This window comes from Bacillus sp. V59.32b (assembly GCF_003429085.1).
GTDB lineage: Bacteria > Bacillota > Bacilli > Bacillales > DSM-1321 > Peribacillus.
In genome coordinates this window covers 1-24252 of record NZ_QVTC01000050.1, presented here as the reverse complement: position 1 = coordinate 24252, position 24252 = coordinate 1, and the positions used below count along the sequence as shown (strand labels likewise).

Sequence of the window (24252 nt, the reverse complement as noted above, 5' to 3'; positions counted from 1 at the left end):
CCTACTTTTTCCGCCAGCTTAACGTGTATGTTTGATGATAATTTATTTTGAAAATGAGATCAACCATCATCGTTGACATCCATTGGCTGATGAGGGCTTGGACGATAATTTCCCATGCTATGATCGAAGCTGTCAGCAAAAAAACGCAGCCGTTAATGAACAATAACGGTTTTCCAGGCATTATGTTTCTTGAATTAGAGATTATTAAGGCGATTACTCCAACTCCACCGTTGGAGACGCCTTCCCTTAAAAGAATCCCTACACCAGTACCCAGAAAAACGGAACCGATAAACAAGTCGAGCCAAACATTTCTGGCCGGAACAACAATCTCCTGCTGGAACGCATAAATGGAAAGTGAAGTAATCGTCATAGCGAGCATCGTCCATAAAGTGCTGCGATTTCCCAAGTACTTGATAGCGAGCAGGAGCATTGAAAAATTCACAAGCCAGAGAGCAAATCCGATATGAACTTGAAACCAATGATTTAATAAAACAGCCATTCCTCCCGCCCCACCGGACGGAATCGCGTGCGGAAATAAGAAAACACCCATGCCAAACCCCTGAATGGTCCCTCCCGCTACAACTAAGACACTTTTCCTCCAATGTTTCCACATGAAATCCTTCCTATCTTCAATGAACTCGGGCCAGTTTTGGGTCAAGCCTACTTCCTATTCCTATTCATTTTCGATGGGGGATATGCTTCGTGAATCACTTTCGTTGCCTAAATTCTGTTTTTGTTGCCGGATCCTTTTTTTATTGCGAATATTTCCGTTTTGTTGCCGATTTGATTGGTTTTGTTGCCGGAACAAAAACTTTTCCTGTTTCAAAAAACAAATGTTTATATATATTTATCAGTCAACTGCAAAAGAATAAATTACCGACAGAGCCATGTCTGCCGGTTTTGGGTTTACGCATATTTCTTACTCTCTTCATCCTTAAAAAAGCTTCTCATCGCATGGAACACGTCTGCCTTCTGCTTTAAAATATAATAGCGGAATTTTTCATTGTTGATGTTCTTGTAGGCGCTCATGAGAGTGGAATGCCTATTGTACTGGTTTACTTCTCCGTATCCAAACATATTCGATACCTTCATCAGCTGCTCCACGAGCTTGACGCAGCGCGCATTGTCCGAAGTTAAATTGTCACCGTCCGAAAAGTGGAACGGATAGATGTTGAACTTCACCGGGTCGTATTTGTAGTCAATGAGCTCCAGGGCTTTCCGGTAAACCGATGAGCAAATGGTTCCCCCGCTCTCCCCTTTTGTAAAGAAGTCTTCCTCCGGAACGATTTTCGCCTCGGTATGATGGGCGATAAATTCAATCTCGACAGTCTCATATTTGGTTCTCAGGAAACGGTTCATCCAGAAGAAAAAACTGCGTGCCATATACTTTTCCCAAATTCCCATCGAGCCTGAGGTGTCCATCATCGCAAGCACGACGGCTTTAGAATCCGGTTTGATCACTTCATTCCACGTCTTAAATTTCAAATCCTCCTGATAAATCGGATGAAATCCCGGGGTACCAGTTAATGCGTTACGTTTGAAGGCGGTTATCATTGTTTTCTTTTTATCGATGTTGCCCATCAGTCCCGTTTTCCGTATATCATTGAATTCGATGTGCTCTACGGTGTTTTCATCGCGCTCTTTTTGCTGTAGATTCGGAAGCTCGAGCTGGCTGAATAAAGCATCTTCAATCTCCATCATTGAAACTTCCGCTTCATAATAATCCTCACCTGCCTGGTCTCCCGCCCCCTGGCCTTTTCCCGGGCCATTTTGTTGGGAGGCGGAACCATCCCTGGCTACTACATCCCCCACCTTGCTGTCGCCGTCTCCCTGCCCGACATGCTTATTTTTATCATAGTTATATCGTATTTTATATTCATCCAATGAGCGGATCGGGATTTTGACAACATCACGTCCATTTGACATTATTATGCTTTCCTCTGAAATTAAATCAGGCAGATTATTTTTAATCGCTTCTTGAACTTTTTCCTGATGACGCTGTTGGTCATCATAGCCTTTGCGGTGGAGGGACCAATCTTCCTTCGAAATCACAAACTGATGATTGTTCTCTTCTGACATTATTTTTCCCCTCCTTATTTTTTTCTGCACATTTTCACATATCCATTCATATGATATGTTAGTGTGAAACCCTCCCTATAAAATTTTTCTATTTGTCCTTAACTGTATTTTATAGGTTTAGTTGAGGGTATATCCCCTTGGCAATGTTAATTTATTACTCTATCTTATGCAGGGATAGTGAATAATTTACAAAAAATTTTGACAAAAGGGCGTTAGTCCATAAAAATGAGACAACCTATTACTACATTAATATAAAAAAAAGCCCCCAAATCTGGAGACTTTCTAATCCTGTTCCACTTCTTCATGCTGTACAGTGCCGGGACGTTTATCCCAATCTTTTAATTCTTCATTTGTCCTTAAATTCTCCATTTGCTTACCGAGTTCTTTCATCTCTTCAAAATCTTTCGCCATAGAGCTGTTTTCCGGTACATGATCTTTTTTGATTTCTTTCGCCATCAAAAATCACCTCTGCTTATCATTTACCCGCAGTCACAAAGCGATAAACAGTGTCCATATTACATATTTTTCGATAAACGGGGTATAGATAAAGCATTATATGAAAACAAGGAGGAACTGGAGATGGATACAACGATCCATGTAAGAGAAGCAACCTCAAGCGAAGCGATTCAAAAGATAGAATCCCTGCTGATGCAAAGCGAAGGTATTGAGAGAGCGATTATCGATACGGACGACGGTGAGATAAAGGTTGAATACGATCAAAACAAAATTTCCCGCCAGCAAATCATTACGAAGCTAACGACGCAAGGGTTCCATGCGACTTCTGAATAAAACAAAAACCCTGTCATCTGGCAGGGTTTTAGCTTGGGTCCACTTCATCTAAAGACAAAGTCGTTACATTAGTGGATTCGCCCTTTTCAATTTCCTCTTCTGTCGCACTTTCATTAATTCGATCCTCATAATCGAAGCCGGGCGCTACTGTACGCTCCGTTTCCTGTTCCGGATTCTTCTTAACCATCTAAACCGCCTCCTTTCACCTTACTTTCCCCGGAGGCAGAGGAGTCTATTCAATGATGGAGTTACTGATACAGCTTTACGATTTCCTGAAGCTTCATCGCCAGACCGACTTTTCCTTCCACCTTCAATCCACCCGTCATGAATGCCATCGTCGTATTCAAATCATCTTTAAGCAGCTTGGAGAAGTTTTTATCTGACAGCTTAAGAATGACCTCCGCTTCATATGGAGTTCCTTCAACTACCTCCACCCGGCCATCCTTAAGAACGATCTGGACCGATCCGCTCTCATCCAGATTGATCTGATAAACCCGGTCTTTTTCATTTTCGATGTGTACCGGATTTGCATTCATTTTAGACACCAATTCATTTAGTTCATTTTTGACACCCATAATATTCCCCCACAATCTTTATTGGAATTTTCGAAAAATAGTCACCAATAATATACCATTTTTCACTTGAAAGAAAAAAATATATGGATCTACCGACTTAGGAAAAGAGGGAGAAATATTCTTTTTTCATTTACAAATCCATTTAAAAATTGTATAATAATTCCAAATAGATGGAGGGATTATCTATGAGTGAAGAGAAAGAACCTAATGTAATTAGAGACACTGCAAAGGGTTTTTTGAAGTCTTTTACTTGGGGTTCTGTTTTTGACCCTGAGATGTCACCCGAAAAAACAGAGGAAACTAGAGAATTTACGACAAAAGAAGTTGCCAACCATTTGACTGGTAAAGGGAAATTGTCGGATGAAGATGTAGAACAGTTGAAAAGGGCTGCAAAATACATGCCTTAATATATAAAAATTTTGCTCGAGATTTTAATTTAGCCAGTCCAAAATTCGTAGCGGAAATTTTAAGAATTGAAATGGGTTTTCGATTGATTAGTAATCTTAAAATTGTCCATAGTTGCAAATTTTGTACTTTCTAACCCGCCAAAAAGAAGCTGCTGGCCATCGCCATGCAGCTTCTTTTTAGAATGGTATCCTATCGATTCAACAAACTTCCCACATACCTTAACAGCTCATTGGCGGATGTAGAATTATATCCATGCTCTTCAATCAATCTTGCGACGACTTCATTCACTTTCCTCAGCTGTCTTTCATCCGGGGTTTTTGAGGAAGTCGTAATTTTCACAACATCCTTTAGGTCAGCGAACAGTTTCTTTTGGATCGCCTCACGCAGGCGGTCATGAGAATTGTAGTCAAACCGTTTTCCTTTGCGGGCGTATGCGGAAATCCGGATCAAGATTTCTTCACGGAACGCCTTCTTCGCATTTTCAGAGATACCGATCTGCTCTTCAATGGAGCGCATGAGCTTTTCATCCGGGGAAATCTCCTCTCCGGTCAACGGATCGCTAAGCTTCGACTTGTTGCAATAGGCTTCGACATTATCGAGATAATTGTCCATAAGCGTTTTGGCAGATTCCTCATACGAATACACAAATGCCTTTTGCACTTCATTTTTCGCGATTGTATCGTATTCCTTTCGGGCCAGTGAGATAAAATTCAAATAGCGTTCCCGAAGCTCATTTGTAATTGAAGGATGCTGATCCAAGCCTTCTTTCAGTGAGCGCAAAACATCAAGCGCATTGATGGATGGGTTCTCCTCTTTTCGGATGATGGTCGACGAAATCCTATTGATCACATAACGCGGGTCAATCCCGCTCATTCCTTCGTCCTGATGTTCTTTTTTCAACTCGTTAATATCTGCGGACGTAAAGCCTTCCACATTTTCACCGTCATACAATCTCATTTTTTTGACAAGGTCGATGTCGCCTTTTTTCGGATCCTTCAACCGGGTCAGGATGGTGAACATTGCCGCCACCTTTAATGTATGCGGAGCAATATGCACATCTGAAACATCGCTCTCCCGGATCATTTTTTCGTATATCTTTTCTTCTTCACTCACTTTCAGATTATACGGGATCGGCATCACGATAATTCTTGAATGAAGGGCCTCATTTTTCTTGTTGGAGATAAACGACTTGTACTCCGTTTCATTGGTGTGGGCGACGATGAGCTCATCAGCCGAAATGAGCGCAAACCTTCCAGCTTTAAAGTTTCCTTCCTGGGTAAGGGAAAGCAAATGCCATAGGAATTTTTCATCGCATTTCAGCATTTCCTGGAACTCCATCATCCCCCGGTTTGCCTTATTGAGCTCCCCGTCAAAACGATAAGCGCGTGGATCCGATTCAGAGCCGTACTGGGCAATCGTCGAAAAATCGATGCTTCCCGTTAAATCGGCGATATCCTGGGATTTCGGATCGGATGGGCTGAAGGTTCCAATCCCGACACGTTTATCCTCGGATAGGAAGATCCTTTCTACCAGAACATCTTCTATCCTGCCGCTGTATTCCTTTTCCAATCTCATGACATTGAGCGGCGATAAATTCCCCTCAATCCGAATCCCGTATTCCTCATGGAAATCCTCGCGTAAATGCTGTGGTATAAGGTGAAGCGGGTCTTCGTGCATTGGGCAGCCTTGAATCGCATAAATTGCTCCCTGATTTTGAAGCGAGTAGGCCTCCAGTCCGCGCTTCAACAGCGCTACAAGCGTTGACTTTCCGCCCGATACAGGACCCATCAACAGAAGAATTCTTTTTCTCACATCAAGCCTTTTGGCGGCCGGGTGGAAATATTCCTCTACCAGCCTCTCAAGCGGCTCTTCAAGACCGAAGAGCTGGCCGCTAAAAAAATTGTATCTACGGACCCCATTGACTTCTTCTATACCTGCGTCTTTGATCATGTTATAAACGCGTGAATGAGCCGACTGAGCAACCAATGACTGTACCTTAAGAATCTCTAAGTATTCCGCGAAGGTGCCTTCCCATTTCAGCTTCTGTTCATCTTCTCTGTACTTCTCAATCTTCTTCAAAATATCCATTTAAGGAACCTCCCCCTGTAACTTTCAGAGATGATACTTTACTCTATGCTCGGAATTGCCTGAACATGAGTATGGATGATGAAAACTGGATTCAAGGCATATAAAAACCTAATAAAGGAAGGTTTCTTCGAAATTGTTACTTGACCCCGCCCCGTTAAAGTTATTAAATTGTTAATATAAGGAATAATGAGAGTGAAGTTAATATATTTAATGAAACGGGGCGAAAAAATGAAGGTAGCAATGAAGTATATCATTCTCTACGTCAATGATTTCGAAAAGAGCATGCATTTTTACAATAAAATCCTTGGGCTGCCGATAAAGATGGAGTCTGGTACATATGTTGAATTTGATACCGGTTCAACAACTTTATCGATTAACACCCGTGATTCTGTCCGAGAGTTAACGGGCTTAGATGTCCCTGGCGATTCAGAAGCATCCCGGACTTTTGAAGTCGGATTTGTCGTAGAAGATGTCGCCGCTACAATCGAAGCATTGCGCAGTCAAGAGGTTCCAATTATCGTGGAACCAGTTACCAAGCCCTGGGGACAAACGGTTTCCTATGTAGGTGATCCGGATGGGCATTATATTGAGATTTGTGATTCAGTTGGATAATATGAATTGTAGCGGGACTGAGGTGATTAGAGTTGTCTTATAAATGGTTGTTTCAAGCTAGTTTAGCTTTTATAATATTGCTGTTTTCGACCGGGGCCAGCTGGTATGAGGGAAGCGGGATTTTGGAGAATCCATGGGAGTGGGGATATTCAACTCCTGTTACACAGCTGCTTAACGTTGAATTGAACCATGCTACTGATATTTCACAATTAGACTACTTTGTTTATGCTGCAAAATTCCATCCATTTTTTCCTGTTATCATGTTTATTAGCGGAATCTATTTATTCATTCTGTTGGGATATCGATTATTACAAAAAAATCATAAACGTTTTTCCTATTTTGCTTTTGGCGTTGGTACCTTGCTTTTATTTCTATGTAATATTGTCTCTAATTCACCTTCAATAGGGGCAGATATCTTTTTCAAAATCATGCTTTCCGGTGGCATCGGGCTTATTTCCGTTGCTTTCATCCTTTACTTTCAAGTTTTTAAAACAATATGGCTCAAGTATGTAAGCTAGGAAAAATTTATAACCGTTTTCATTCACAGACAATAAAGATTAAGGTATAATATTTTTATATATGGCAAATTGGGACTATATGGTTTGCTAGAGGAGGGCTACATAATGGGTACAGTACTTATCCTTGCTATTAGTGTTACATTTTTAGTCGCTATTTTCACTGCTGGTTACGATGATAAGCCCGGTGTAAAAAAATAAGCATAAAAGAAAGCTGCCACCCGGCAGCTTTCTTACTTGTTACCGTTTGTTTAAACCTTGCCTTTCGACGAATTCCTTCATATACATCCGGCTCTTTTTATCGAGCATACCAGCCATTTGGCCTGTCCACGTATCCTTCCGTTTACCATTTGTTCTTTCCTCATAATATTGGGAGACGATTTCGTTATACTCCTGTAACTCTCCGATGAATGTTTCGTTATCCTGCTGATAATTATTTTCGTGATAGACATTTGAACGTGGAAGCCTAGGCTTCTTGTCCGTGATATGCTTAGGATATCCTACTGTCATGCCAAAAAGTGGAATGACCCTTGATGGGATGTTTAATAATTTCGTTACGGTCGGAAGATCATTTCGGATCCCGCCGATATAGCATATCCCCAGGCCCATTGATTCAGCGGCGAGCGCGGCATTTTGGGCGGCGAGCGCGGCGTCGATGCAGGCAACCATGAATTTCTCTGTGCTTTCAAGGGATTCTGTGAGGTCTTTCTTTTCCATTTCGGCAATGACATCATGTCTATGTAAATCGGCGCAAAAGACAAACAGATGCCCGTTTTCTGCGACATACTCCTGCGACCCGACAACATTAGCAAGCGTAGCCTTCTTTTCCTGGTCCGTAACCCCAATGATTGTATAAGCCTGTATAAAGCTGGATGAAGAGGCTGCCTGGGCACAATCAACAATGGTCTGAATTTGATCCTCAGATAACAGCCTATCCTCAAAAGACCTGATGGAGCGATGGTTTAAAATCCGTTCGATTACTTCATTCATAATTACTCACCTCTATATGTATCATTCCCTCTATTCGATTTGAAGAAACTGCAAAGCAACAGAGAAAGCTTCCCTGTTGCCTCGTGGGGGGCGGGGGCCCCCTTCTATAGCTTGCCGATTCGATCTAAATCGCGAAAATCCTGTTGCCTTAATGCTTCATACACGAGTATCGCAGCGGTATTGGACAGATTAAGTGATCGGACTTTATCCGTCATCGGAATCCGCAGGCAGCGATCTTTCTGTTCCCGGATCAATTCCTTGGGCAAACCGGTTGTTTCACGGCCGAACACAAAGAAATACTCTTTGTCGCGGTCACTATAATCAAAAGTCGTGTGCGGCTTTTCGCCAAATTTAGAAAGATAGAAAAATTCCCCGCCTTTATTTTTTTCAAAGAATTCCTCTAACGAATCATAATAAGTGATGCTGACGTGCTCCCAATAATCCAATCCTGCCCGTTTCAACATTTTATCATCGGTCGAAAAGCCAAGCGGACGGATTAAGTGAAGGGCTGTATCCGTCGCCGCGCAGGTACGGGCGATGTTTCCTGTATTTGATGGAATTTGAGGCTGATATAAAACTACATGTATGGCCAATATTTTCACCTCGTCTGTAAAATCTACAAGCTATTATATCACTATTTCTCCAGTTTCAAGAAATCTCAAGTCCCATCCAGAATGATATAGAATTTATATTTGATATTCGGCGTGTAGGCCGTAGAATCCTCATATGCCCAATATCGCCGGCGGCTGTTTGTCGTATGGGCGTTAACGAGAGGCATCCCGTTTCTGTCCTTCTCTGTCACGATTGTGTTGTGGTCATAGCGTCCATTTCCTTGGAAATCGTAGCAAATAATATCTCCTAACTGCAATTCCTGAGCTGAACTGACTTTTTTTGTGCTTACGCCGCGGCTGTTTTCCAGCATTAGCATCAACGAATGAGCGACCGTCCATGTATAGCTCCAGCTATTCCCCTTCATCCACCAGCCCTTCGACTTATTGCCCACACCCCACATCGGGATTCCTCCGGCATGCAGACATTGCGAGATAAAATTGGTGCAATCATCATCGAATTTTTTATACGCCGGGTTAAATTCATTCCACCATCTTTCGGCATATTGGACGGCCTTCAACCGGTCATACGTATAAGCCAGCCTTTCATCCGGTGCGCTCGGATTCATTCTCAACGCAAAATCAGGTGTTTCTGTTTTCGGTCTTTTTTCTTTGTCTTCAACCAGTTTTTCGTTTACAAACCGGGCTGTCCGATACTCAATGCCTTCTTCATCATAAAAAAAATCAACCTGTTTCGTAAGGAAGCGATAATGAATCATGTAATCCAGCAGCGTATCCTGACTGCGTCTCTGTTCAGAAAGAATATGCGCCTCAGCTTTAACCTGGACGAATTCTGCCTTTCTTTTCTGCAACGATTGCAGCTTCCTCTCCAGTTTTTCTCCTAAAAGCGTACGGTCACGGGTTTCACCCGTTACAAAATGATTTACTCTTTCCTTCAACAAAGCCTCTAATTGTGTTCTCAAGGTCAGTCCTCCCCATAAAGTGCCCTATTGCATATCTATGAAGAAGAGGCCTGTATCAAAACAAAAACCCGGCGGATGCCGGGTCGGTCTATCTGGCTGATTGTTGAAACTGCAGCCCTTTATTAATTTCATTGATTACTTCCTTGTCGCTTTCCGCTTCGAGTGCAGACGTGAGTTCCGCTGTCGCGGTCCCGCCGCCGATTTTTCCAATCGCCCAGGCGGCCGTGCCCCTGATGACTGGACGTGGGTCTTCCTTCATGACTTTGATCAGGTCTGGCAGTGCTGTCTCGTCTTTATAATGAGCAAGCGCGATGATTGCGTTTCGCTGGATCGGCTTCTTTCCTCTCCAAGAACCTGAAACATGTCCGAACTTTTCTTTGAATTCCCGATTGCTGATTGTCAAAAGCGGCTTCAATAACGGCTTGGCAATTTCAGGATCCGGCTCTGTTTCAGGATGGAAATGAAAATCCTTCCCTTTATTCTCCGGACATACGGTTTGGCAAGTGTCACAGCCATACAGCCGATTCCCGATTTTCTCCCGGAATTCATCCGGCAGGAAACCTTTTGTTTGTGTCAAAAATGCGATGCAGCGCTGGGCATTCAACTGGCCGCCTGCAACTAGCGCTCCGGTCGGACACACATCGATGCATTTATTGCATTCCCCGCAACGATCCTCCATTGGCTGATCTGGTTCCAATGGAAGGCTGGTGATCATCTCTCCCAAATACACATATGAACCAAATTCCGGGGTGATGATGCTGCAGTTCTTCCCGCTCCAGCCGATCCCGGCCCGTTCTGCGACAGCGCGATCGACGAGCTCGCCCGTATCGACCATCGATTTCGTCACTGCTTCAAGCACCTTGCTTTTAATGAACGCTTCAAGCTGCTTCAACTTGTCCCTGAGGATGACATGGTAATCAGTTCCCCATGACGCCCGGGCGAATATCCCCCGCCGCTCGCCCCGTTTACTTTGCGGGGCATCCTTCATTTTAGACGGGTAGGCAATGGCAATTGAGATAATCGAACGGGGCTCCGGAAAAATCAGCTCAGGCTGAATCCTTTTATCAATATCCGGTTCTTCAAAGCCCGATTGAAACCCGAGCTCAGCCTGGCGGATCAGCCTGTTCTTCATTTCTCCGAACGTATCAGCCGTCGTAAAACCAATTTTATCGATACCGATTTCCTTGCTATATATAATAATGTCTTCTTTCAATTGTTGATAATCCATCACTTAACCTCCTTCCCACTTTCAAATGAAAGAAGTTTCCCTTATAGTTAAAATTAAACCACTGTTATTTATCATAAACGATTTTCCATTATTTTTGGAGGTGAAACCATTGGTAACTTCTATCCATGCTTCCCTATGCAATAAAATACCCGATTTTAAAGCGGGAATCATTACATATGACGGCATTCAAGTAGGGGATTCACCGCAGATGGTAAAAGGGAGACTGCAGCTGTTTCAGGAGTCGATCTTTTTTGATTTGCAGGAAAAGGAACTGACCGATTTTCAAGGCATTAAAGAATGGCGTCAGGTTTTCAAAGCAGCCGGAACCGACCCGTCCCGGTATCGCCCATCTGCAGAAGCCCTTTACCGCCGGATTAAAAAACAAAACTACTTACCTTCTGTTAACTCGGCGATCGATTTGAATAACTTCTTCTCGCTGCAATACGAAGTGCCGATCGGCATCTATGATACGGATCAAGTCAGCGGCGATACCGTCATTAAAATCGGCGAGTCGGGCGATGATTACACCGGCATCAATGGCCGGACGAATTCGATGCATAACATGATTGCCTCCGCCGATGGCCAGGGCACGTTCGGAAGTCCTTTTGTCGACTCTGAGCGGACAAAGGTGACAGAAGAAACGAAGAATGCCCTGCAAATCATTTATTTAAGGCCTTCGATAACAATCGAAGATGGTCTCAAGCTAACGGAATCGCTCATGGACATGTTCGTCCAGGTTCATGGTGGTGAAGCAACGTGCAAGGTCATCACCTGTAAGGGCTGATGACCTGCAGCTTAGGAGGTTGTCGCTCCTTTATTGTTGCTGCGTATCCGCCAATTTCAGCTGCTGCTTGGCCAGCTTTTGATACAGTTCATGGCTTTCGAGCAGCTCGGCATGACTTCCTTTGCCAGTTATCCTTCCGTTCTCAACAACAAGCAGCTGATCTGCTTCCACTACTGTTGAAAGGCGATGGGCTATAATTAACGTAGTCCGTCCTTTCATCAGGTTCTTCACCGCATGCTGCACCAGCAGCTCCGATTCGCTGTCAAGATTGGATGTCGCCTCATCAAGGAGAAGAATCTTTGGATCACGTAAAATCGCCCTGGCGATTGCGATACGCTGTCTTTGTCCGCCCGACAGCTTCACGCCCCGTTCTCCCACTTCCGTTCCATAGCCATCTGGCAATTCTGTAATGAACTCATCGGCATTTGCCATTTTCGCTGCAGTATACACCTCTTCATCCGTTACCTCGCGCTGCACGCCATAACAGATATTTTCTTTAATCGTTCCTGTCATTACCGGGCTGTCCTGCGAGACATAGCCAATTTGCGTCCTCCAAACGGACAAATCCAGCTCCTGAATCGGGATACCGCCAATGCTGATTGACCCCTTAACTGGATCATAAAATCTTTCAATTAAAGAAAAGATCGTTGTTTTACCTCCGCCGCTCGGACCAACCAAAGCGATCGTTTTATTGGCGGGAACCGTAAAACTGACGTTGTTCAATATCTCTTTGGATTGATTATACGAGAAAGATACATCTTGAAAAGATAAATCTGTCTGCAATAATGTGTCTGGATTCCCTTCATATTTTTCACTCTGAAGTGTCAGCAGCCCTTGAATCCGGTCTGTAGCTCCCATCGCTTTTTGGAAAGCGGTAAAGAAGGAAGCTAGCTGACTGAATGGTACGACGATCTGAAACATATAAATGATGATCGCGACGAGCGTTCCCGCGGTTAACTGCCCAGAAGCGACCCGTACACCGCCATACCCAATTAGTACAACCAAAACGACCATCAGGATCGTAGTCATGAATGGAGAAATGACCGCCTGAATTTTCGCTTCCTTCAATCCAAAACGGAACAATTGCTGAACACCGTGAAAACCTTTTTCTCTTTCAATCTTTTCCCCGTTATATGATTTAACCAGACGAACTTCACTAAGCACCCTGCCCAGATTGCCGCTGAATATGGCCATTTCATCCTGAGTCTGCCTGGAAACCTTATACATCTTCCTTCCAAGCGGCATCAAAATCAAAAGCGATAGCGGGACAATGCCTAACATGATCGCCGTCATTCGCCAATCCAGTATAAAGAGGATGATGATTGAGCCGATAATCGAAATAATCCCGGAAATAAACGTTACCAGGTGATTGGTGATAACCGTCTTAATCGTATTCGTATCCTGCGTGATCCGGCTCAGCGTTTCCCCTGACTGATTGGCGTCAAAAAAAGAAACCGGCAAATGCAAGATATGATTCCACAGCTTACGGCGAATACCCGCGACAATTTTCTCACCGATATAGGTCAAAAAGTAATAAGAGAACCCTCCTGCCAGCGTTTGTGCGATAAACGTAACCACTAACAGGATAATGACAGTGGTCTCCACTCCATTCCCTGACATCATGTCTACAAGCCTTTTTGTAAAAAGCGGAACAACCAGACTTGCCGCTGTTTCCAGCAGACTTAATATCAAAACCGCCACAATGATCATCATCGGCGGCTTCTCTGAATTCAACAAATGAAAGAAAGGCTTCCATTGAATTTTTCCCTCAGCTTCTTTTCTCCCTGCCATACATAACCCCTGCCTATATATAGATTCATGAAAATGAATCGATTCTAATTTTTGCATCATAAAAAGCATACCACAGAAGATGGTATGCTCCTAAAATAAAACGCAATGCCCCGTTCTCATATGTAACGAAACACTGCGTTGTGACTATGTATGGAGCGGGTGATGAGAATCGAACTCACGACATCAGCTTGGAAGGCTGAGGTTTTACCATTAAACTACACCCGCAGATATTTGTCGTCTTTTGTCTTTTAAGAATAAAACTTATTATATACCCACATTTTCGTATAGGCAAGCAAAATACGTTCGTTTATTTGGTTTTTTTCTTAGTAATATTTTCAAAGGAAAAGAAGTCTAGCTTGTTATCATTATACAACCCTTTAACGCATTTATTCTTAAAAATTAATAGAAAACCCCCTTCACGCAAAATGCTCCACATTCTGCATAAAGGGGGGCGGGTACAGTACTATGGTTTTAATACGACTTTAATGCATTCATCTTCATGATCATTAAACACTTTATAAGCATCACTTGCCTGATCAAGCGGCACTTTATGCGTAATGATCTCCGTCGGATCAAATTCTCCGTTCGTAATTTTATCAAACAGCATTGGCATGTAGTGAATAACTGGTGCCTGTCCCATCTTCATCGTCACGTTTCTTTCAAAGATATTGCCGAGCGGGAACATATTATACATTGAGCCATAGACTCCAGTCAGCTGAATCGTGCCAAATTTTCTTACCGCTTTCAAAGCGATTTGGATGGCGCTCAACGTTCCGCCTTGCAGCTTCAGCTTTTGCTCAACCGCTTCAACGACCGACTTTTTACCGTCCATCCCAACGCAATCGATGACCACATCTGCTCCGCCTTCTGTAATTTCTTTCACATATGAACCCATATCATCATACTCATCAAAATTATATGTTTCCACATTGTTCATCTTCTTAGCATGGTTTAAACGGTACGGGAGATTATCAATCGCAATGACCCGTTTTGCCCCTTTCATCCAGGCAAACTTTTGCGTCATTAAGCCGATTGGTCCACAGCCTAGTACAACGACCGTATCGCCTTTCTTCACGCCGGAATTTTCAACGCTCCAATAAGCGGTCGGCAGGACGTCAGACATAAACAGCAAAGCTTCATCTTCAAGCTCGGAGGACTCAGGAATCACAAACGGCATAAAGTTGCCATAAGGAACACGCAGCAGCTCTGCCTGTCCGCCGGGATAATTTCCATATCGTTCTGTAAAACCGAAATACCCGCCTGTATCGATAGCCTCATTGCCATTGGAGTTATCACATTGGCTTTCCAGATCATGCTGACAATAATAACAATGGCCGCAGGAAATATTAAACGGGAGGACGACTCTGTCCCCTTTTTTTACCTTTGTAACTTCCGAACCTACTTCTTCCACAATTCCCATTGGCTCATGGCCAATCACATAGTCTTTGTGGGCCGGTAACGCGCCCTGGTAGATATGAAGATCAGAACCACAAATAGCCGTTGACGTAATACGAACGATAATATCGTCCTTCTTCTCAATAGACGGGTCTGCCACCTGTTTCACTTGAATATCTTTTGCTCCTTGAAAAGTTACTGCCTTCATCTAAACCCTCCTAAGTATGGAATACTTGAAATATACCCACTATTTTTATTAATAAGTCACGTTTGGAGGAAGTTTTGAGAAAAATATAGGATAAAGTCACTCTATCTATTTAGCTGGCAGGAATTTAGTATTACTTTCTTGCTTGCTTCTTATTGTTGTATTATTAATCTGATAACTCACTAAGGGAGCAAATCACTATGGATAAATTATATTTCACAATCGATGATGATAGAGTAAGACAACTATCCCAGGCAGACCCAAAACTTAAAAAATTAATTGAAGTCGTTGGCATAATTGACATTCCTCTAAATACAGACTATTACCGCTCGATTGTAAAGCAAATTATCGGGCAACAACTTTCATTAAAAGCAGCCGCAACCATTGTCGGGAGAGTGCAGCAAGTTTGGCAAGACTTTAATCCGGAATTACTAGATGAAATGGAGGACGAACATATAAGAAGCGCCGGTGTTTCGAGGCCAAAAATAAGTTATATCCGGGATCTGGCACAAAAACATAAATTGAAAGAAGTGGATTTCTCGACTATTCACCTGCTTGAAGATGAAGAGGTCATTACAACCCTGACCAGCGTCAAAGGCATCGGCAAATGGACCGCCGAAATGTTCCTTATCTTTTCTTTAGGGAGATTGGATGTACTATCCTATGGTGATGTAAGCATTAAAAATTCAATCCGCTGGCTTTACCAGATTGGCAAGGACGAACCGCTTGATTTAGATCATTTCTATGAGAAGTGGAAGCCTTATAATTCGATTGTGTCCTTGTATTTGTGGGAGGCCATTAATTTGGGGATGATTAAGGAGTATCCGGATGGGGTTGGGGAGTGAATGCCATGAGATTGATAACCAGCATCTATGATGCGGTAGTTCACTTATATGTTGAAGCCGTACTTCGACCGATATGGATTCTCCCCGCCTTCACTTAAATTGTGCTCTCCTATTCTTCAATATTATAATGTTTTTCGATAAATGTTTTCTCTTCTTCTGCAGATAGGATGCCTGTAGCTTTTCCAACGTTTCCGCCTTGAAGATTCCATATCGAATTATGGTCTTGGTCTACCTTGGAATAATCATTTTGTTCCCAGCGTTTCAGAATGTCCAGATATAATCCCGCACTTTCATATTTTGTGTTATTGCTTTCTATTATGGTGATCAATCGGTTTACACGTTCTTCAGTTAGAGGCAGAAAGCCCCACTTGTCTTCTGCTACAACTTTTTGGTGGGACATGTTGTGAATGGCTTCTTGTATCGAATATTCATCTATGTCCATCGGAAATTCTTCTTCAACATTTCGCTTGTTTTTTTCAGACACCTCAATGACTTTATTGCCTTTTGGCGCTGTTTCTTCTTTCACTGCTAATGTTGGTTTTGCAGCCGGCGTACGTTCCATGGATGTTAAATAATAATACACTCCGCCAGATAAAACGGCCACAAGTGCAATTAAACCTAGCAACCATGCTACTATTTTTATAAATTTTCGCATATTTTTCTCCTTTAAATTTCATCCTGAAGTTTTGATTCTGTTTTTGTTTTAGATATTCCTTCCACTTTTCATTTAAATTCACTTTTTAACTAACCATGGTTCATTGCAAACGTGACATATATGGCATTTAGCGAAAACTTATTATTTAGTTTTAAAAAACAAAAAAAGACTCCAACATAATCGTTGAAATCTTTTTTCTAATACACTTTGTCGACCAATTTGATACCGGTGACCGGGATCGATCCGAAACTCTATGAGGAACACGATTTTGAGTCGGTTATAATATTAACAGCGGTGCCTTACCTACAGTTTCATGGGGTTTGCCGTATTTCGATGCTCTTCTTTTATAATCCCCGCATACGGTTCGACAGTTTCTAAGTGTGCGGTTTAATTATACTCTTTTTTTCTCATTTTTCTCTTCTTTCGTTTCTTGCTTATTTCCTGCTTCTAAACTTCATTCATAACTTGTAAAACGTAAAAAATGACCATACTGCCGGATTCATTCCTTAGGAGTTTGCTCAATAATAAAAAAACACTGATATAGCAGTTCTAATACTGTTCTATCAGTGTCCGTTTCCTCACGCTTTCAATTTTAATAAATTCATAATATGGCTAAAATAACTTTGATCCAAGTAGATTTTCACCAGCAAATTAATGAACAGTAGGTCTAGCCTAGTTTGGATAATATGGCTCTAATTTGGGACAATTCATTTTCATAATTATCATTCTGATTAAAGCTCGAAAGTAAATTGAAAAATTCTTCTGCTTTATTTATTAAAGTAGATAAAAAGAATCTTTCATTCACAAGGATTTCAACATTATTTACTGAAAATAGTATATTGCTGTTAGTTGCTTTTTTCATGATGATCGGAATAGGTTGATCTGGAAAATATGATTCAGCATTTCCATTTTCTAAGTACTCTTCAATCATATTTAAATAATAAGCCCATAGGCTGTCTACCTCATCCCAGTAAGTTAATGGGCTTACTTCTCTTCCCTTATAGCTAATATAGATGGCACCCTCTATATCTACATTCCTGTTTAAAGGGTTATGAAATTGTTCACTCAACAAAGCTGTTACTTCCATCTGATCATGGTTTAGATGGATAAAATAAGCATATGGATCCTTTTCTATATCTGCTAAATCGTACACAGGTGTCTTTAAAATATATGTCTCTACTTGCAAATCTGTATACATGTTTTATCTATCCTTTTCAAAATATATTAATACACAGGATAAAGCTGGTGAATATGCCCTTTTTTGATTCCTAAAACGTATTTCACACCATTTACTTTCCCTGACAGTAATTAATTGTATTTTAACAAATGGTGATTATGTTACTCAAAAATTGTAAGGTTCACCCAAATTGACAAGCATGTGCGGTCATACCATTCCATAAAACATTCGTTACACCTATGCAGAATAACAGCTTTATGTATAGCCCGTTCCAAAGGTACAATACTATCAATTAGGTATGGTCTATCTTTACAAATGAAAGGATTATATCATTATTGTAGACCAAATTAAAAAGACCACATTGTGGTTTTTACCTATTCTTCTACTAGAGAAGAAATTTTTTAGTAGATGTTGATGCTTTTTTAAAAAATGATTCAAACGAGTTTGCCAATGGTTGTGGAATCCAATTTGCAGCGTGTGCAATTGCAAAAACAGAAAAATCATAATCTTTAGTATCAACTACAATTGGGTCACCAAGTAATTCCTCATATCCGATTACATACCAATTTTCATGCCAACCACTGATATGCGGAGCCTGTTCAAAAGAAACATATATGTCGAAGGAATTGCGGATCGAGCTTGTATTATCCAGAGAGCCAAATGTCAAGTACACGTGTCCAACATGTAATCAAGAACATTCCTATCAGGTCACGATAAAGGAAAAGAGACTACAAGAAATCCAAGCAAAAGTAGCCCATTTTACCGAGGAATACCTTATTCCACAAGAACCTGAAGTGCCAAAAAAGGCGAAAAAGAAAAAGGAAAACGAACAGGAGCAAATGCAGTTTGAATTTGAAGATAAGTGACCATTAAGGTTAGCCTTTTCTTTTAATTTCGAAAGAAATAAGCAAAACAAAAAGGAAGGGAGAACCTTCCTTACTGCGGGGTTGTTAAATAAACAATATAAATAAAAGAGCGTAAATGCCAACAAGTATAAAGAAGAATACTGTAAATGCATTCAATACATGAAGATTACTCGAACGGTGAAGTTTATAATGTTCAACCCCCCGTACCGCTTCCATAGTGATTAAAATGAAGAACAGCGGAACATAGTCTTTTGTAACCCCATTAAGAACCAGGATTCCTACTAAGATTAACAATAAGAAGAAAACAATATACCCCCACTTTGTGTTAAATCCAGCCTTTTCATATGTCCGATCAATATTAAACTTTTTAGTCACCCAACGAGCAATTAGATAATATAAAACTAAAAAAGCTAATAGTCCTAAAAAAAACATAAAATCTCCTCCTACTAATTTAAATTATACAATTATCTGTACCATTGTGTTTCCAAAATTTATGGTGGATCTTCATGGTTATAAAGGAATTTCAAAAAATCCTTGCAAATATGTTCTATAATGCAAATGAACTCATTAATTAACCAAGAATCATTCGTGAGAGAATGAATTTGAGGTGGTCTATATGCTTTTACTCCCATTAAGCCGATGCTGTTATCTACAAGGAGTGAGATAGTAGATAATGGTAAAGCTCTTTATGATATTAAGTGGGATGGATGGCGAATTCTTCTTCACAAAAAGGGAAACCGCATTGAGGCATATACAAGGCATGAGAATGTCGTTATAAACAAATTCCCTGAATTACAACAAGCGGTTCATCAAATTTAAACCGATCATGCCATTATAGACTGTGAGGGTGTGGTTTTGAGGAATGGTGTTTCCGTTTATGATGATTTTGCGTATAGGGGGTTGCTTGACTTCCACTGATAAGATAGAGTCGGCAACAGAAACGCATCCAGTAACCTTTGTAGCCTTTGTTGTACTGGAATCTAATAAATCACTCATTCAAGTACCAATAATCGATAGAAAAGAGAAATTGGATCAAATCATTGAACCTTCTGAATCTATCATTACGACTCCTTATGTGATCGGTGAGGGGAATCACTTATTCAATATCACACATGATAAGGTCTTGATTTACCGGAAACGGGCCTGCCAATAACTGTGGTTTTCCACCTTTCTTTGGATACATTATTCTTAACCCGGTTAAATTTGGCTGAAGCTCTTCATCGGCAAGAAGTGCACCTTTTTTAGCCAGTGACTTCTTATACGAAATCATTGCCTCGCGGTAATCCTTTCCGTCGGCTAGCCCCGCCTCCGAGTACTCTGTGGCTTTGACAATCAATAAAAATCTCATTGTTTTCCCGCCTCGTTTAAGTTGGAAGAAATGAAGAGCAGAATAGACTGCTCAACTATTCCTTTACCAGCATAATCGACAAGGATGAGTAATAATTTTATGTAAATGTTCCTTTTCCACATTCCATTGCGCGATTTAGTAGAAGGGTTCGTTCACGTTCATTCTGGGTTAATGATGCCGCACGTTCAAATTCTGTCCGAGCTTCATCGTATCGCCCTAGCTTCATCAGGAGATCCCCGCGAACACTCGGCAATAGATGATATTTCTTTAAGGTTGGGTCTGCATTCAACTCGTCTACAATCTGGATGCCAATGTCCGGACCAAATGCCATGGATATAGCAACTGCCCGGTTTAATTCTACGATTGGCGAGGGCATTACAATCGAAAGCGCTTCGTAAAGAGCAGCAATTTGTGGCCAATCTGTCTCCTCTGGAGTCGGTGCCTGAGTATGGCAAGCAGAGATGGCTGCCTGCAATGAATATGGCCCAAGTGAACGCCCTAACGTCCGGCTGCGCTCCAGTGCTGCCAAACCACGGCGAATCAATAATCGATTCCACTGTGCCCGGTTTTGATCCATAAGAAGAACAGGTTCTCCTTTCGAATTAACTCGAGTTTTGAACCGGGAAAATTGAATTTCCATTAAAGCAACTAGTCCATGAACTTCCGGTTCATTAGGTACGATCTCGGCAAGGACACGTCCCAGTCTCAGTGCCTCTTGGCATAGTAAAGGACGGATCCACTGGTCCCCGGAAGTTGCTGAATATCCTTCATTAAACATAAGGTAAATCACTTCAAGTACGGTCGACAGGCGATCATTAAGTTCCTCTCCAAGAGGTACCTCAAAAGGAATCTTTTTTTCGTTAAGGGTTCTCTTAGCACGGACAATTCTCTGAGCAATGGTTGATTCTGCGACGAGGAATGAACGCGCAATTTCTTCCGTCGTAAGTCCGCATAACAGGCGCAGTGTCAAGGCAACTCTGGCATCCTGTGATAATACTGGATGACAGGTCATAAAAATCAGACGAAGGAGATCTTCACCAATCTCCCCATCCAGAACATGATCTATGTCTTCCTCAGTATATATATCCGTATTTTTAGCAATCTCTACATACTTTTGATCACGAATCTTCGTTCTTCGCAAAAGATCAATCCCACGCCGTTTCGCCGTCGTCATCAGCCATGCGCCAGGATTATCTGGTATCCCTGCATGCGGCCATTTTTCAAGAGCAATCACCAAGGCATCTTGAGCCAGATCCTCTGCAAGACTAACATCCCGTACCATTCCGGTTAACTTTGCAATGAGCTTTGGTGACTCTATTCGCCATATCGCATCAATCGTTCGTTGTTTTTGGGGCAAACTCACGCCTTCTTTTGCTCCTCTACATGTTTGCGAAGTGCTGCTTCTTTTTCCAGAAATTCTGGATTATCTGTCAAGTCCACCATCTCAAATACCTGTCTAAGCTCAATTTCTCCCTGTCCAAATCCATGTGGATCTGGCATCCGTAATGCCCATTCAATAGCTTCTTCTCTTGATTTAACTTCAATCAAAGTATACCCCGCAATTAATTCTTTTGCCTCCGTAAACGGACCGTCCATAATCTTTGGTTTACCACCCTGTTCCGGATAGGAAATCCTTATTCCGCTTGAACTAGGATGTAGTCCATCTCCTGCTAATAAAACACCTGCTTTCACCAATTCTTCGTTATATTTCTGCATAGCCTCAATAAGCTCCGGGCTAGGCATTCTTCCTTCCTCTGAATCTGTAGTCGCTTTTACAATCATCATAAATCTCATAAGTAATAACCTCCTATGGTGAAGCTTCATTCTAATCGGTGCAAAATCGCATAAGCAAATCCGCTTCTATTTATACAACGAATACCTGCCTGTTAAATCGACAATCGAAATTATTTTTTTCATACTTTTTTGTAAAACTTTTTGCCTAATTAGTAATTAGCCGAAAAAAATACTGTAAGCTTCGGCGATATCTTTTTTGTATCTAGCTTCTTAGTATGGCCAAGACCTTTTTTATCAGCAATTGCGCATTAGGGAGCACGTATGCCAATGCTTGAGCACTATGACGAAGAGATACTGGGCTCTCTGTCCCTTCTAGCACCGACCTTGGCATCCTAACACTACTCCACCATTCAGCAGATAGTTCCTTTCCTTCCATTTAAGCAACCGTCATAATGCGCATCATGCTGACAACAAATGATGGTGCCCCCCACTTAATGGCTTCAGCTCTGTTATTCTTGGAAGTCCGCAAAAAAAATTTTATAAACTTTCTTTGCCAAAAATATTGAATTAATTGGATACTTAAAAATTCCATTTCATCTTATATATACTCCAATTGTGTAATAATTCCCTTTAAAAAATGGGGGCCATTTTGTCTTTTTAGTTCTACAATACTAGATATTTGATTAAACGGATTTTATTGCTGAACAAAGTTAAAAAAGCACACATTTTATTATTTGTTCCAAAACTCATATGTAAGTAAACGATTAGGTCACAGCGATATTGAAACAACATTGAAGGAATACACACATGTATTAAAGAAGTTAAGGTTACAAGACGAGCAAGTAGCAGTAAAAACATTTGAGAACATGTTTGTGGAATTAATGTGTAAAGCAATTCGAATTTATATCGTTCCATTTCTTATAGTCAATGGAAATGAAAAAGCTCCAAACCTTCTATATCAAGGTTTGGAGCTTTTTCAAACTTAATAATCGTATCTAAAATGACACTAAGGATACCGGTGGCCGGGGTCGAACCGGCACTCCAGAGGAACACGATTTTGAGTCGTGCGCGTCTGCCAATTCCGCCACACCGGCAAATAAATATATGGAGGCGGCAACCGGATTCGAACCGGTGGTAAAGGTTTTGCAGACCTCTGCCTTACCTCTTGGCTATGCCGCCAGATCTTGGAGCGGAAGACGGGATTCGAACCCGCGACCCCAACCTTGGCAAGGTTGTATTCTACCACTGAACTACTTCCGCAAAAATGGCTGGGCTAGCAGGATTCGAACCTACGCATGACGGAGTCAAAGTCCGTTGCCTTACCGCTTGGCTATAGCCCATCAATCATATATGTTATAAAACTTTAATGGATATAAAAATGGGGCGACTGATGGGAATCGAACCCACGAATGTCGGAACCACAATCCGATGCGTTAACCACTTCGCCACAACCGCCATAATTAAATGAAATTGGCAGGGGCAGTAGGAATCGAACCCACACTGGAGGTTTTGGAGACCTCAGTTCTACCTTTAAACTATGCCCCTAAAAATTGAAATGGTGGAGGGGGGGCAGATTCGAACTGCCGAACCCGAAGGAGCGGATTTACAGTCCGCCGCGTTTAGCCACTTCGCTACCCCTCCATATACAAAAAAGAAGATGGTGCCGGCAAGAGGACTTGAACCCCCAACCTACTGATTACAAGTCAGTTGCTCTACCAATTGAGCTACACCGGCATATATAAAATAGATTTCCCAATCTCACCTGATTTTACAAGGGTTGTCCTGATCTCAAAAAGCTTATTCAAGCAGCAGCTTGATCAATATGCTGATATAAATCGATGAAGTCTATTCGTTCATGCTTTACCAATTGAGCTACACCGACAAAAAAATAATCAGTTTTTAAATGGTGGCTCAGGACGGAATCGAACCGCCGACACAAGGATTTTCAGTCCTTTGCTCTACCGACTGAGCTACTGAGCCAAATACTTTTAAAAAATAAAAATGGCGGTCCGGACGGGACTCGAACCCGCGACCTCCTGCGTGACAGGCAGGCATTCTAACCAACTGAACTACCGGACCATTATGATTGCGGGGACAGGATTTGAACCTGCGACCTTCGGGTTATGAGCCCGACGAGCTACCAGACTGCTCCACCCCGCGACAATATGAATGACGCTATTTACTTATGTGTTACATTTCATTGCGTTATTCTATGTAATGAAATGGTGGAGGATGACGGGATCGAACCGCCGACCCTCTGCTTGTAAGGCAGATGCTCTCCCAGCTGAGCTAATCCTCCAATATGAGATAATGGTGACCCCTACGGGATTCGAACCCGTGTTACCGCCGTGAAAGGGCGGTGTCTTAACCGCTTGACCAAGGGGCCATTATATAAATGAAATGGCGGAGAGCAAGGGATTTGAACCCTTGATACGCGGTTAGCGTATACACGATTTCCAATCGTGCTCCTTCGGCCACTCGGACAGCTCTCCAATAATGGCTCCGCAGGTAGGACTCGAACCTACGACCGTTCGGTTAACAGCCGAATGCTCTACCACTGAGCTACTGCGGAACGATTTAAGCTTGGCGACGTCCTACTCTCACAGGGGGAGATCCCCCAACTACCATCGGCGCTGA

Annotated in this window: 26 protein-coding genes and 16 tRNA genes; 8 read left to right on the top strand and 34 right to left on the bottom strand. The window is 42.0% G+C overall.

The features are described 5' to 3' along the window. Position 1: 1 nt before the first annotated feature. From D0463_RS12030 to D0463_RS19620, 3 genes are all read right to left on the bottom strand, one after another. A complete protein-coding gene (locus tag D0463_RS12030) occupies positions 2 to 613 on the bottom strand; it encodes a YitT family protein (protein WP_117307638.1) in 612 nt (203 codons plus the stop codon). A gap of 293 nt (positions 614 to 906) precedes the next feature. Continuing rightward, positions 907 to 2079, bottom strand: a complete 1173-nt coding sequence (yhbH, locus tag D0463_RS12025; RefSeq protein ID WP_117307637.1) for a sporulation protein YhbH — start codon at positions 2077 to 2079, stop codon at positions 907 to 909. A gap of 282 nt (positions 2080 to 2361) precedes the next feature. Continuing rightward, positions 2362 to 2535 (bottom strand): hypothetical protein, encoded by a 174-nt coding sequence (locus tag D0463_RS19620; protein ID WP_174234323.1) that lies wholly within the window; start codon positions 2533 to 2535, stop codon positions 2362 to 2364. Positions 2536 to 2658: 123 nt separating this feature from the next. Between D0463_RS19620 and D0463_RS12020 the strand changes: the two genes are divergently transcribed. After that, entirely contained in the window at positions 2659 to 2868 is a 210-nt protein-coding gene (locus D0463_RS12020) for a heavy-metal-associated domain-containing protein (protein ID WP_117307636.1), read from the top strand. A gap of 28 nt (positions 2869 to 2896) precedes the next feature. Here D0463_RS12020 and D0463_RS19615 read toward each other — a convergent pair whose 3' ends face one another. Then, on the bottom strand, positions 2897 to 3055 hold the full coding sequence (locus D0463_RS19615; RefSeq protein ID WP_174234325.1) for a hypothetical protein: 159 nt from the start codon (positions 3053 to 3055) through the stop codon (positions 2897 to 2899). Between the two features lie 61 nt (positions 3056 to 3116). Beyond that, positions 3117 to 3443 (bottom strand): SCP2 sterol-binding domain-containing protein, encoded by a 327-nt coding sequence (locus D0463_RS12015; protein WP_117307635.1) that lies wholly within the window; start codon positions 3441 to 3443, stop codon positions 3117 to 3119. A gap of 185 nt (positions 3444 to 3628) precedes the next feature. On the opposite strand from D0463_RS12015, the gene D0463_RS12010 reads away from it, so the two are divergent. After that, positions 3629 to 3850, top strand: a complete 222-nt coding sequence (locus tag D0463_RS12010) for a hypothetical protein (protein WP_117307634.1) — start codon at positions 3629 to 3631, stop codon at positions 3848 to 3850. A gap of 190 nt (positions 3851 to 4040) precedes the next feature. On the opposite strand, the gene D0463_RS12005 is transcribed toward D0463_RS12010, so the two are convergent. Next, positions 4041 to 5939, bottom strand: coding sequence for a PrkA family serine protein kinase (locus tag D0463_RS12005; protein ID WP_117307633.1), 1899 nt, complete (start codon positions 5937 to 5939; stop codon positions 4041 to 4043). Positions 5940 to 6167: 228 nt separating this feature from the next. On the opposite strand from D0463_RS12005, the gene D0463_RS12000 reads away from it, so the two are divergent. Both D0463_RS12000 and D0463_RS11995 read left to right on the top strand, forming a co-directional pair. Further along, complete coding sequence (locus tag D0463_RS12000) at positions 6168 to 6551, top strand: VOC family protein (RefSeq protein WP_117307656.1); 384 nt, start codon at positions 6168 to 6170, stop codon at positions 6549 to 6551. A gap of 32 nt (positions 6552 to 6583) precedes the next feature. Continuing rightward, positions 6584 to 7069, top strand: coding sequence for a YjdJ family protein (locus D0463_RS11995; protein WP_117307632.1), 486 nt, complete (start codon positions 6584 to 6586; stop codon positions 7067 to 7069). 237 nt (positions 7070 to 7306) lie between these two features. Here D0463_RS11995 and nfsA read toward each other — a convergent pair whose 3' ends face one another. From nfsA to queG, 4 genes are all read right to left on the bottom strand, one after another. After that, positions 7307 to 8056 (bottom strand): oxygen-insensitive NADPH nitroreductase, encoded by a 750-nt coding sequence (nfsA, locus tag D0463_RS11990; protein WP_117307631.1) that lies wholly within the window; start codon positions 8054 to 8056, stop codon positions 7307 to 7309. Between the two features lie 104 nt (positions 8057 to 8160). Beyond that, positions 8161 to 8658 carry a tRNA (uridine(34)/cytosine(34)/5-carboxymethylaminomethyluridine(34)-2'-O)-methyltransferase TrmL gene (trmL, locus tag D0463_RS11985; protein ID WP_174234324.1) on the bottom strand — a complete coding sequence of 166 codons (498 nt, stop codon included), beginning with the start codon at positions 8656 to 8658 and terminating at the stop codon, positions 8161 to 8163. Between the two features lie 56 nt (positions 8659 to 8714). Then, positions 8715 to 9587: an amidase domain-containing protein gene (locus tag D0463_RS11980; protein ID WP_117307629.1), complete on the bottom strand. Its 873-nt coding sequence runs from the start codon at positions 9585 to 9587 to the stop codon at positions 8715 to 8717. An 88-nt stretch (positions 9588 to 9675) separates the two neighbouring features. Then, positions 9676 to 10815, bottom strand: coding sequence for a tRNA epoxyqueuosine(34) reductase QueG (gene queG / locus D0463_RS11975; protein WP_117307628.1), 1140 nt, complete (start codon positions 10813 to 10815; stop codon positions 9676 to 9678). A 109-nt stretch (positions 10816 to 10924) separates the two neighbouring features. On the opposite strand from queG, the gene D0463_RS11970 reads away from it, so the two are divergent. Then, positions 10925 to 11599, top strand: a complete 675-nt coding sequence (locus D0463_RS11970; RefSeq protein WP_254052782.1) for a B3/B4 domain-containing protein — start codon at positions 10925 to 10927, stop codon at positions 11597 to 11599. A gap of 30 nt (positions 11600 to 11629) precedes the next feature. On the opposite strand, the gene D0463_RS11965 is transcribed toward D0463_RS11970, so the two are convergent. The 3 genes from D0463_RS11965 to D0463_RS11955 all read right to left on the bottom strand — a co-directional run bounded on the left by D0463_RS11965 (position 11630) and on the right by D0463_RS11955 (position 14993). Beyond that, positions 11630 to 13390 carry an ABC transporter ATP-binding protein gene (locus D0463_RS11965; protein WP_117307626.1) on the bottom strand — a complete coding sequence of 587 codons (1761 nt, stop codon included), beginning with the start codon at positions 13388 to 13390 and terminating at the stop codon, positions 11630 to 11632. Between the two features lie 151 nt (positions 13391 to 13541). Next, positions 13542 to 13615: transfer RNA gene (locus D0463_RS11960), tRNA-Gly, on the bottom strand. A gap of 238 nt (positions 13616 to 13853) precedes the next feature. Next, on the bottom strand, positions 13854 to 14993 hold the full coding sequence (locus tag D0463_RS11955; RefSeq protein ID WP_117307625.1) for a zinc-dependent alcohol dehydrogenase: 1140 nt from the start codon (positions 14991 to 14993) through the stop codon (positions 13854 to 13856). Between the two features lie 197 nt (positions 14994 to 15190). Between D0463_RS11955 and D0463_RS11950 the strand changes: the two genes are divergently transcribed. Next, positions 15191 to 15835, top strand: coding sequence for a DNA-3-methyladenine glycosylase family protein (locus tag D0463_RS11950; protein WP_117307624.1), 645 nt, complete (start codon positions 15191 to 15193; stop codon positions 15833 to 15835). A gap of 109 nt (positions 15836 to 15944) precedes the next feature. Here D0463_RS11950 and D0463_RS11945 read toward each other — a convergent pair whose 3' ends face one another. Together D0463_RS11945 and D0463_RS11940 are read right to left on the bottom strand one after the other, a co-directional pair. Next, positions 15945 to 16490, bottom strand: a complete 546-nt coding sequence (locus D0463_RS11945; protein ID WP_117307623.1) for a DUF6241 domain-containing protein — start codon at positions 16488 to 16490, stop codon at positions 15945 to 15947. 667 nt (positions 16491 to 17157) lie between these two features. After that, complete coding sequence (locus D0463_RS11940) at positions 17158 to 17688, bottom strand: hypothetical protein (RefSeq protein WP_117307622.1); 531 nt, start codon at positions 17686 to 17688, stop codon at positions 17158 to 17160. Positions 17689 to 18281: 593 nt separating this feature from the next. Here D0463_RS11940 and D0463_RS11935 point away from each other — a divergent pair. Continuing rightward, a complete protein-coding gene (locus tag D0463_RS11935) occupies positions 18282 to 18533 on the top strand; it encodes a hypothetical protein (RefSeq protein WP_117307621.1) in 252 nt (83 codons plus the stop codon). An 84-nt stretch (positions 18534 to 18617) separates the two neighbouring features. Here the strand turns inward: D0463_RS11935 and D0463_RS11930 are convergent, their stop codons facing one another. Further along, complete coding sequence (locus D0463_RS11930; protein ID WP_117307620.1) at positions 18618 to 18965, bottom strand: DUF4181 domain-containing protein; 348 nt, start codon at positions 18963 to 18965, stop codon at positions 18618 to 18620. A 207-nt stretch (positions 18966 to 19172) separates the two neighbouring features. Here D0463_RS11930 and D0463_RS20280 point away from each other — a divergent pair, with 207 nt between their 5' ends. After that, complete coding sequence (locus D0463_RS20280; protein WP_117307619.1) at positions 19173 to 19352, top strand: ATP-dependent DNA ligase; 180 nt, start codon at positions 19173 to 19175, stop codon at positions 19350 to 19352. A 277-nt stretch (positions 19353 to 19629) separates the two neighbouring features. Here the strand turns inward: D0463_RS20280 and D0463_RS11920 are convergent, their stop codons facing one another. From D0463_RS11920 to D0463_RS11835, 18 genes are all read right to left on the bottom strand, one after another. Beyond that, positions 19630 to 19881 carry a YciI family protein gene (locus tag D0463_RS11920; RefSeq protein ID WP_117307618.1) on the bottom strand — a complete coding sequence of 84 codons (252 nt, stop codon included), beginning with the start codon at positions 19879 to 19881 and terminating at the stop codon, positions 19630 to 19632. Between the two features lie 97 nt (positions 19882 to 19978). Then, positions 19979 to 21244, bottom strand: a complete 1266-nt coding sequence (locus tag D0463_RS11915; RefSeq protein ID WP_117307617.1) for an RNA polymerase sigma factor — start codon at positions 21242 to 21244, stop codon at positions 19979 to 19981. Further along, a complete protein-coding gene (locus tag D0463_RS11910; RefSeq protein ID WP_117307616.1) occupies positions 21241 to 21675 on the bottom strand; it encodes a YciI family protein in 435 nt (144 codons plus the stop codon). Before D0463_RS11910 ends, D0463_RS11915 begins: the two co-directional genes overlap by 4 nt. 953 nt (positions 21676 to 22628) lie before the next feature. Then, positions 22629 to 22709 (bottom strand) — tRNA-Leu (locus D0463_RS11905). Between the two features lie 11 nt (positions 22710 to 22720). Then, positions 22721 to 22794 (bottom strand) — tRNA-Cys (locus D0463_RS11900). 6 nt (positions 22795 to 22800) lie between these two features. Continuing rightward, positions 22801 to 22875: transfer RNA gene (locus D0463_RS11895), tRNA-Gly, on the bottom strand. A gap of 5 nt (positions 22876 to 22880) precedes the next feature. Then, positions 22881 to 22955, bottom strand: a tRNA-Gln gene (locus tag D0463_RS11890). A gap of 39 nt (positions 22956 to 22994) precedes the next feature. Next, positions 22995 to 23070: transfer RNA gene (locus D0463_RS11885), tRNA-His, on the bottom strand. 16 nt (positions 23071 to 23086) lie between these two features. Beyond that, positions 23087 to 23160 (bottom strand) — tRNA-Trp (locus tag D0463_RS11880). Between the two features lie 11 nt (positions 23161 to 23171). Further along, positions 23172 to 23256 (bottom strand) — tRNA-Tyr (locus D0463_RS11875). Between the two features lie 17 nt (positions 23257 to 23273). Continuing rightward, positions 23274 to 23349 (bottom strand) — tRNA-Thr (locus tag D0463_RS11870). Positions 23350 to 23519: 170 nt separating this feature from the next. Further along, positions 23520 to 23595, bottom strand: a tRNA-Phe gene (locus D0463_RS11865). 22 nt (positions 23596 to 23617) lie between these two features. Next, positions 23618 to 23694 (bottom strand) — tRNA-Asp (locus D0463_RS11860). 7 nt (positions 23695 to 23701) lie between these two features. Beyond that, positions 23702 to 23775: transfer RNA gene (locus D0463_RS11855), tRNA-Met, on the bottom strand. Positions 23776 to 23838: 63 nt separating this feature from the next. After that, positions 23839 to 23914 (bottom strand) — tRNA-Val (locus D0463_RS11850). A 12-nt stretch (positions 23915 to 23926) separates the two neighbouring features. Then, positions 23927 to 24001, bottom strand: a tRNA-Glu gene (locus D0463_RS11845). Positions 24002 to 24016: 15 nt separating this feature from the next. After that, positions 24017 to 24107 (bottom strand) — tRNA-Ser (locus D0463_RS11840). A gap of 5 nt (positions 24108 to 24112) precedes the next feature. Then, positions 24113 to 24187: transfer RNA gene (locus D0463_RS11835), tRNA-Asn, on the bottom strand. Between the last annotated feature and the right edge of the window lie 65 nt (positions 24188 to 24252).

What these genes read in the sequence shown, in the direction of transcription:
- D0463_RS12030 (WP_117307638.1), bottom strand. Translation starts at nt 613, where the DNA reads ATGTGGAAACATTGGAGGAAAAGTGTCTTAGTTGTAGCGGGAGGGACC.
- yhbH (WP_117307637.1), bottom strand. Translation starts at nt 2,079, where the DNA reads ATGTCAGAAGAGAACAATCATCAGTTTGTGATTTCGAAGGAAGATTGG.
- D0463_RS19620 (WP_174234323.1), bottom strand. Translation starts at nt 2,535, where the DNA reads ATGGCGAAAGAAATCAAAAAAGATCATGTACCGGAAAACAGCTCTATG.
- D0463_RS12020 (WP_117307636.1), top strand. Translation starts at nt 2,659, where the DNA reads ATGGATACAACGATCCATGTAAGAGAAGCAACCTCAAGCGAAGCGATT.
- D0463_RS19615 (WP_174234325.1), bottom strand. Translation starts at nt 3,055, where the DNA reads ATGGTTAAGAAGAATCCGGAACAGGAAACGGAGCGTACAGTAGCGCCC.
- D0463_RS12015 (WP_117307635.1), bottom strand. Translation starts at nt 3,443, where the DNA reads ATGGGTGTCAAAAATGAACTAAATGAATTGGTGTCTAAAATGAATGCA.
- D0463_RS12010 (WP_117307634.1), top strand. Translation starts at nt 3,629, where the DNA reads ATGAGTGAAGAGAAAGAACCTAATGTAATTAGAGACACTGCAAAGGGT.
- D0463_RS12005 (WP_117307633.1), bottom strand. Translation starts at nt 5,939, where the DNA reads ATGGATATTTTGAAGAAGATTGAGAAGTACAGAGAAGATGAACAGAAG.
- D0463_RS12000 (WP_117307656.1), top strand. Translation starts at nt 6,168, where the DNA reads ATGAAGGTAGCAATGAAGTATATCATTCTCTACGTCAATGATTTCGAA.
- nfsA (WP_117307631.1), bottom strand. Translation starts at nt 8,056, where the DNA reads ATGAATGAAGTAATCGAACGGATTTTAAACCATCGCTCCATCAGGTCT.
- queG (WP_117307628.1), bottom strand. Translation starts at nt 10,815, where the DNA reads ATGGATTATCAACAATTGAAAGAAGACATTATTATATATAGCAAGGAA.
- D0463_RS11965 (WP_117307626.1), bottom strand. Translation starts at nt 13,390, where the DNA reads ATGGCAGGGAGAAAAGAAGCTGAGGGAAAAATTCAATGGAAGCCTTTC.
- D0463_RS11955 (WP_117307625.1), bottom strand. Translation starts at nt 14,993, where the DNA reads ATGAAGGCAGTAACTTTTCAAGGAGCAAAAGATATTCAAGTGAAACAG.
- D0463_RS11950 (WP_117307624.1), top strand. Translation starts at nt 15,191, where the DNA reads ATGGATAAATTATATTTCACAATCGATGATGATAGAGTAAGACAACTA.
- D0463_RS11945 (WP_117307623.1), bottom strand. Translation starts at nt 16,490, where the DNA reads ATGCGAAAATTTATAAAAATAGTAGCATGGTTGCTAGGTTTAATTGCA.
- D0463_RS11940 (WP_117307622.1), bottom strand. Translation starts at nt 17,688, where the DNA reads ATGTATACAGATTTGCAAGTAGAGACATATATTTTAAAGACACCTGTG.
- D0463_RS11935 (WP_117307621.1), top strand. Translation starts at nt 18,282, where the DNA reads ATGTCGAAGGAATTGCGGATCGAGCTTGTATTATCCAGAGAGCCAAAT.
- D0463_RS11930 (WP_117307620.1), bottom strand. Translation starts at nt 18,965, where the DNA reads ATGTTTTTTTTAGGACTATTAGCTTTTTTAGTTTTATATTATCTAATT.
- D0463_RS20280 (WP_117307619.1), top strand. Translation starts at nt 19,173, where the DNA reads ATGCTGTTATCTACAAGGAGTGAGATAGTAGATAATGGTAAAGCTCTT.
- D0463_RS11920 (WP_117307618.1), bottom strand. Translation starts at nt 19,881, where the DNA reads ATGAGATTTTTATTGATTGTCAAAGCCACAGAGTACTCGGAGGCGGGG.
- D0463_RS11910 (WP_117307616.1), bottom strand. Translation starts at nt 21,675, where the DNA reads ATGAGATTTATGATGATTGTAAAAGCGACTACAGATTCAGAGGAAGGA.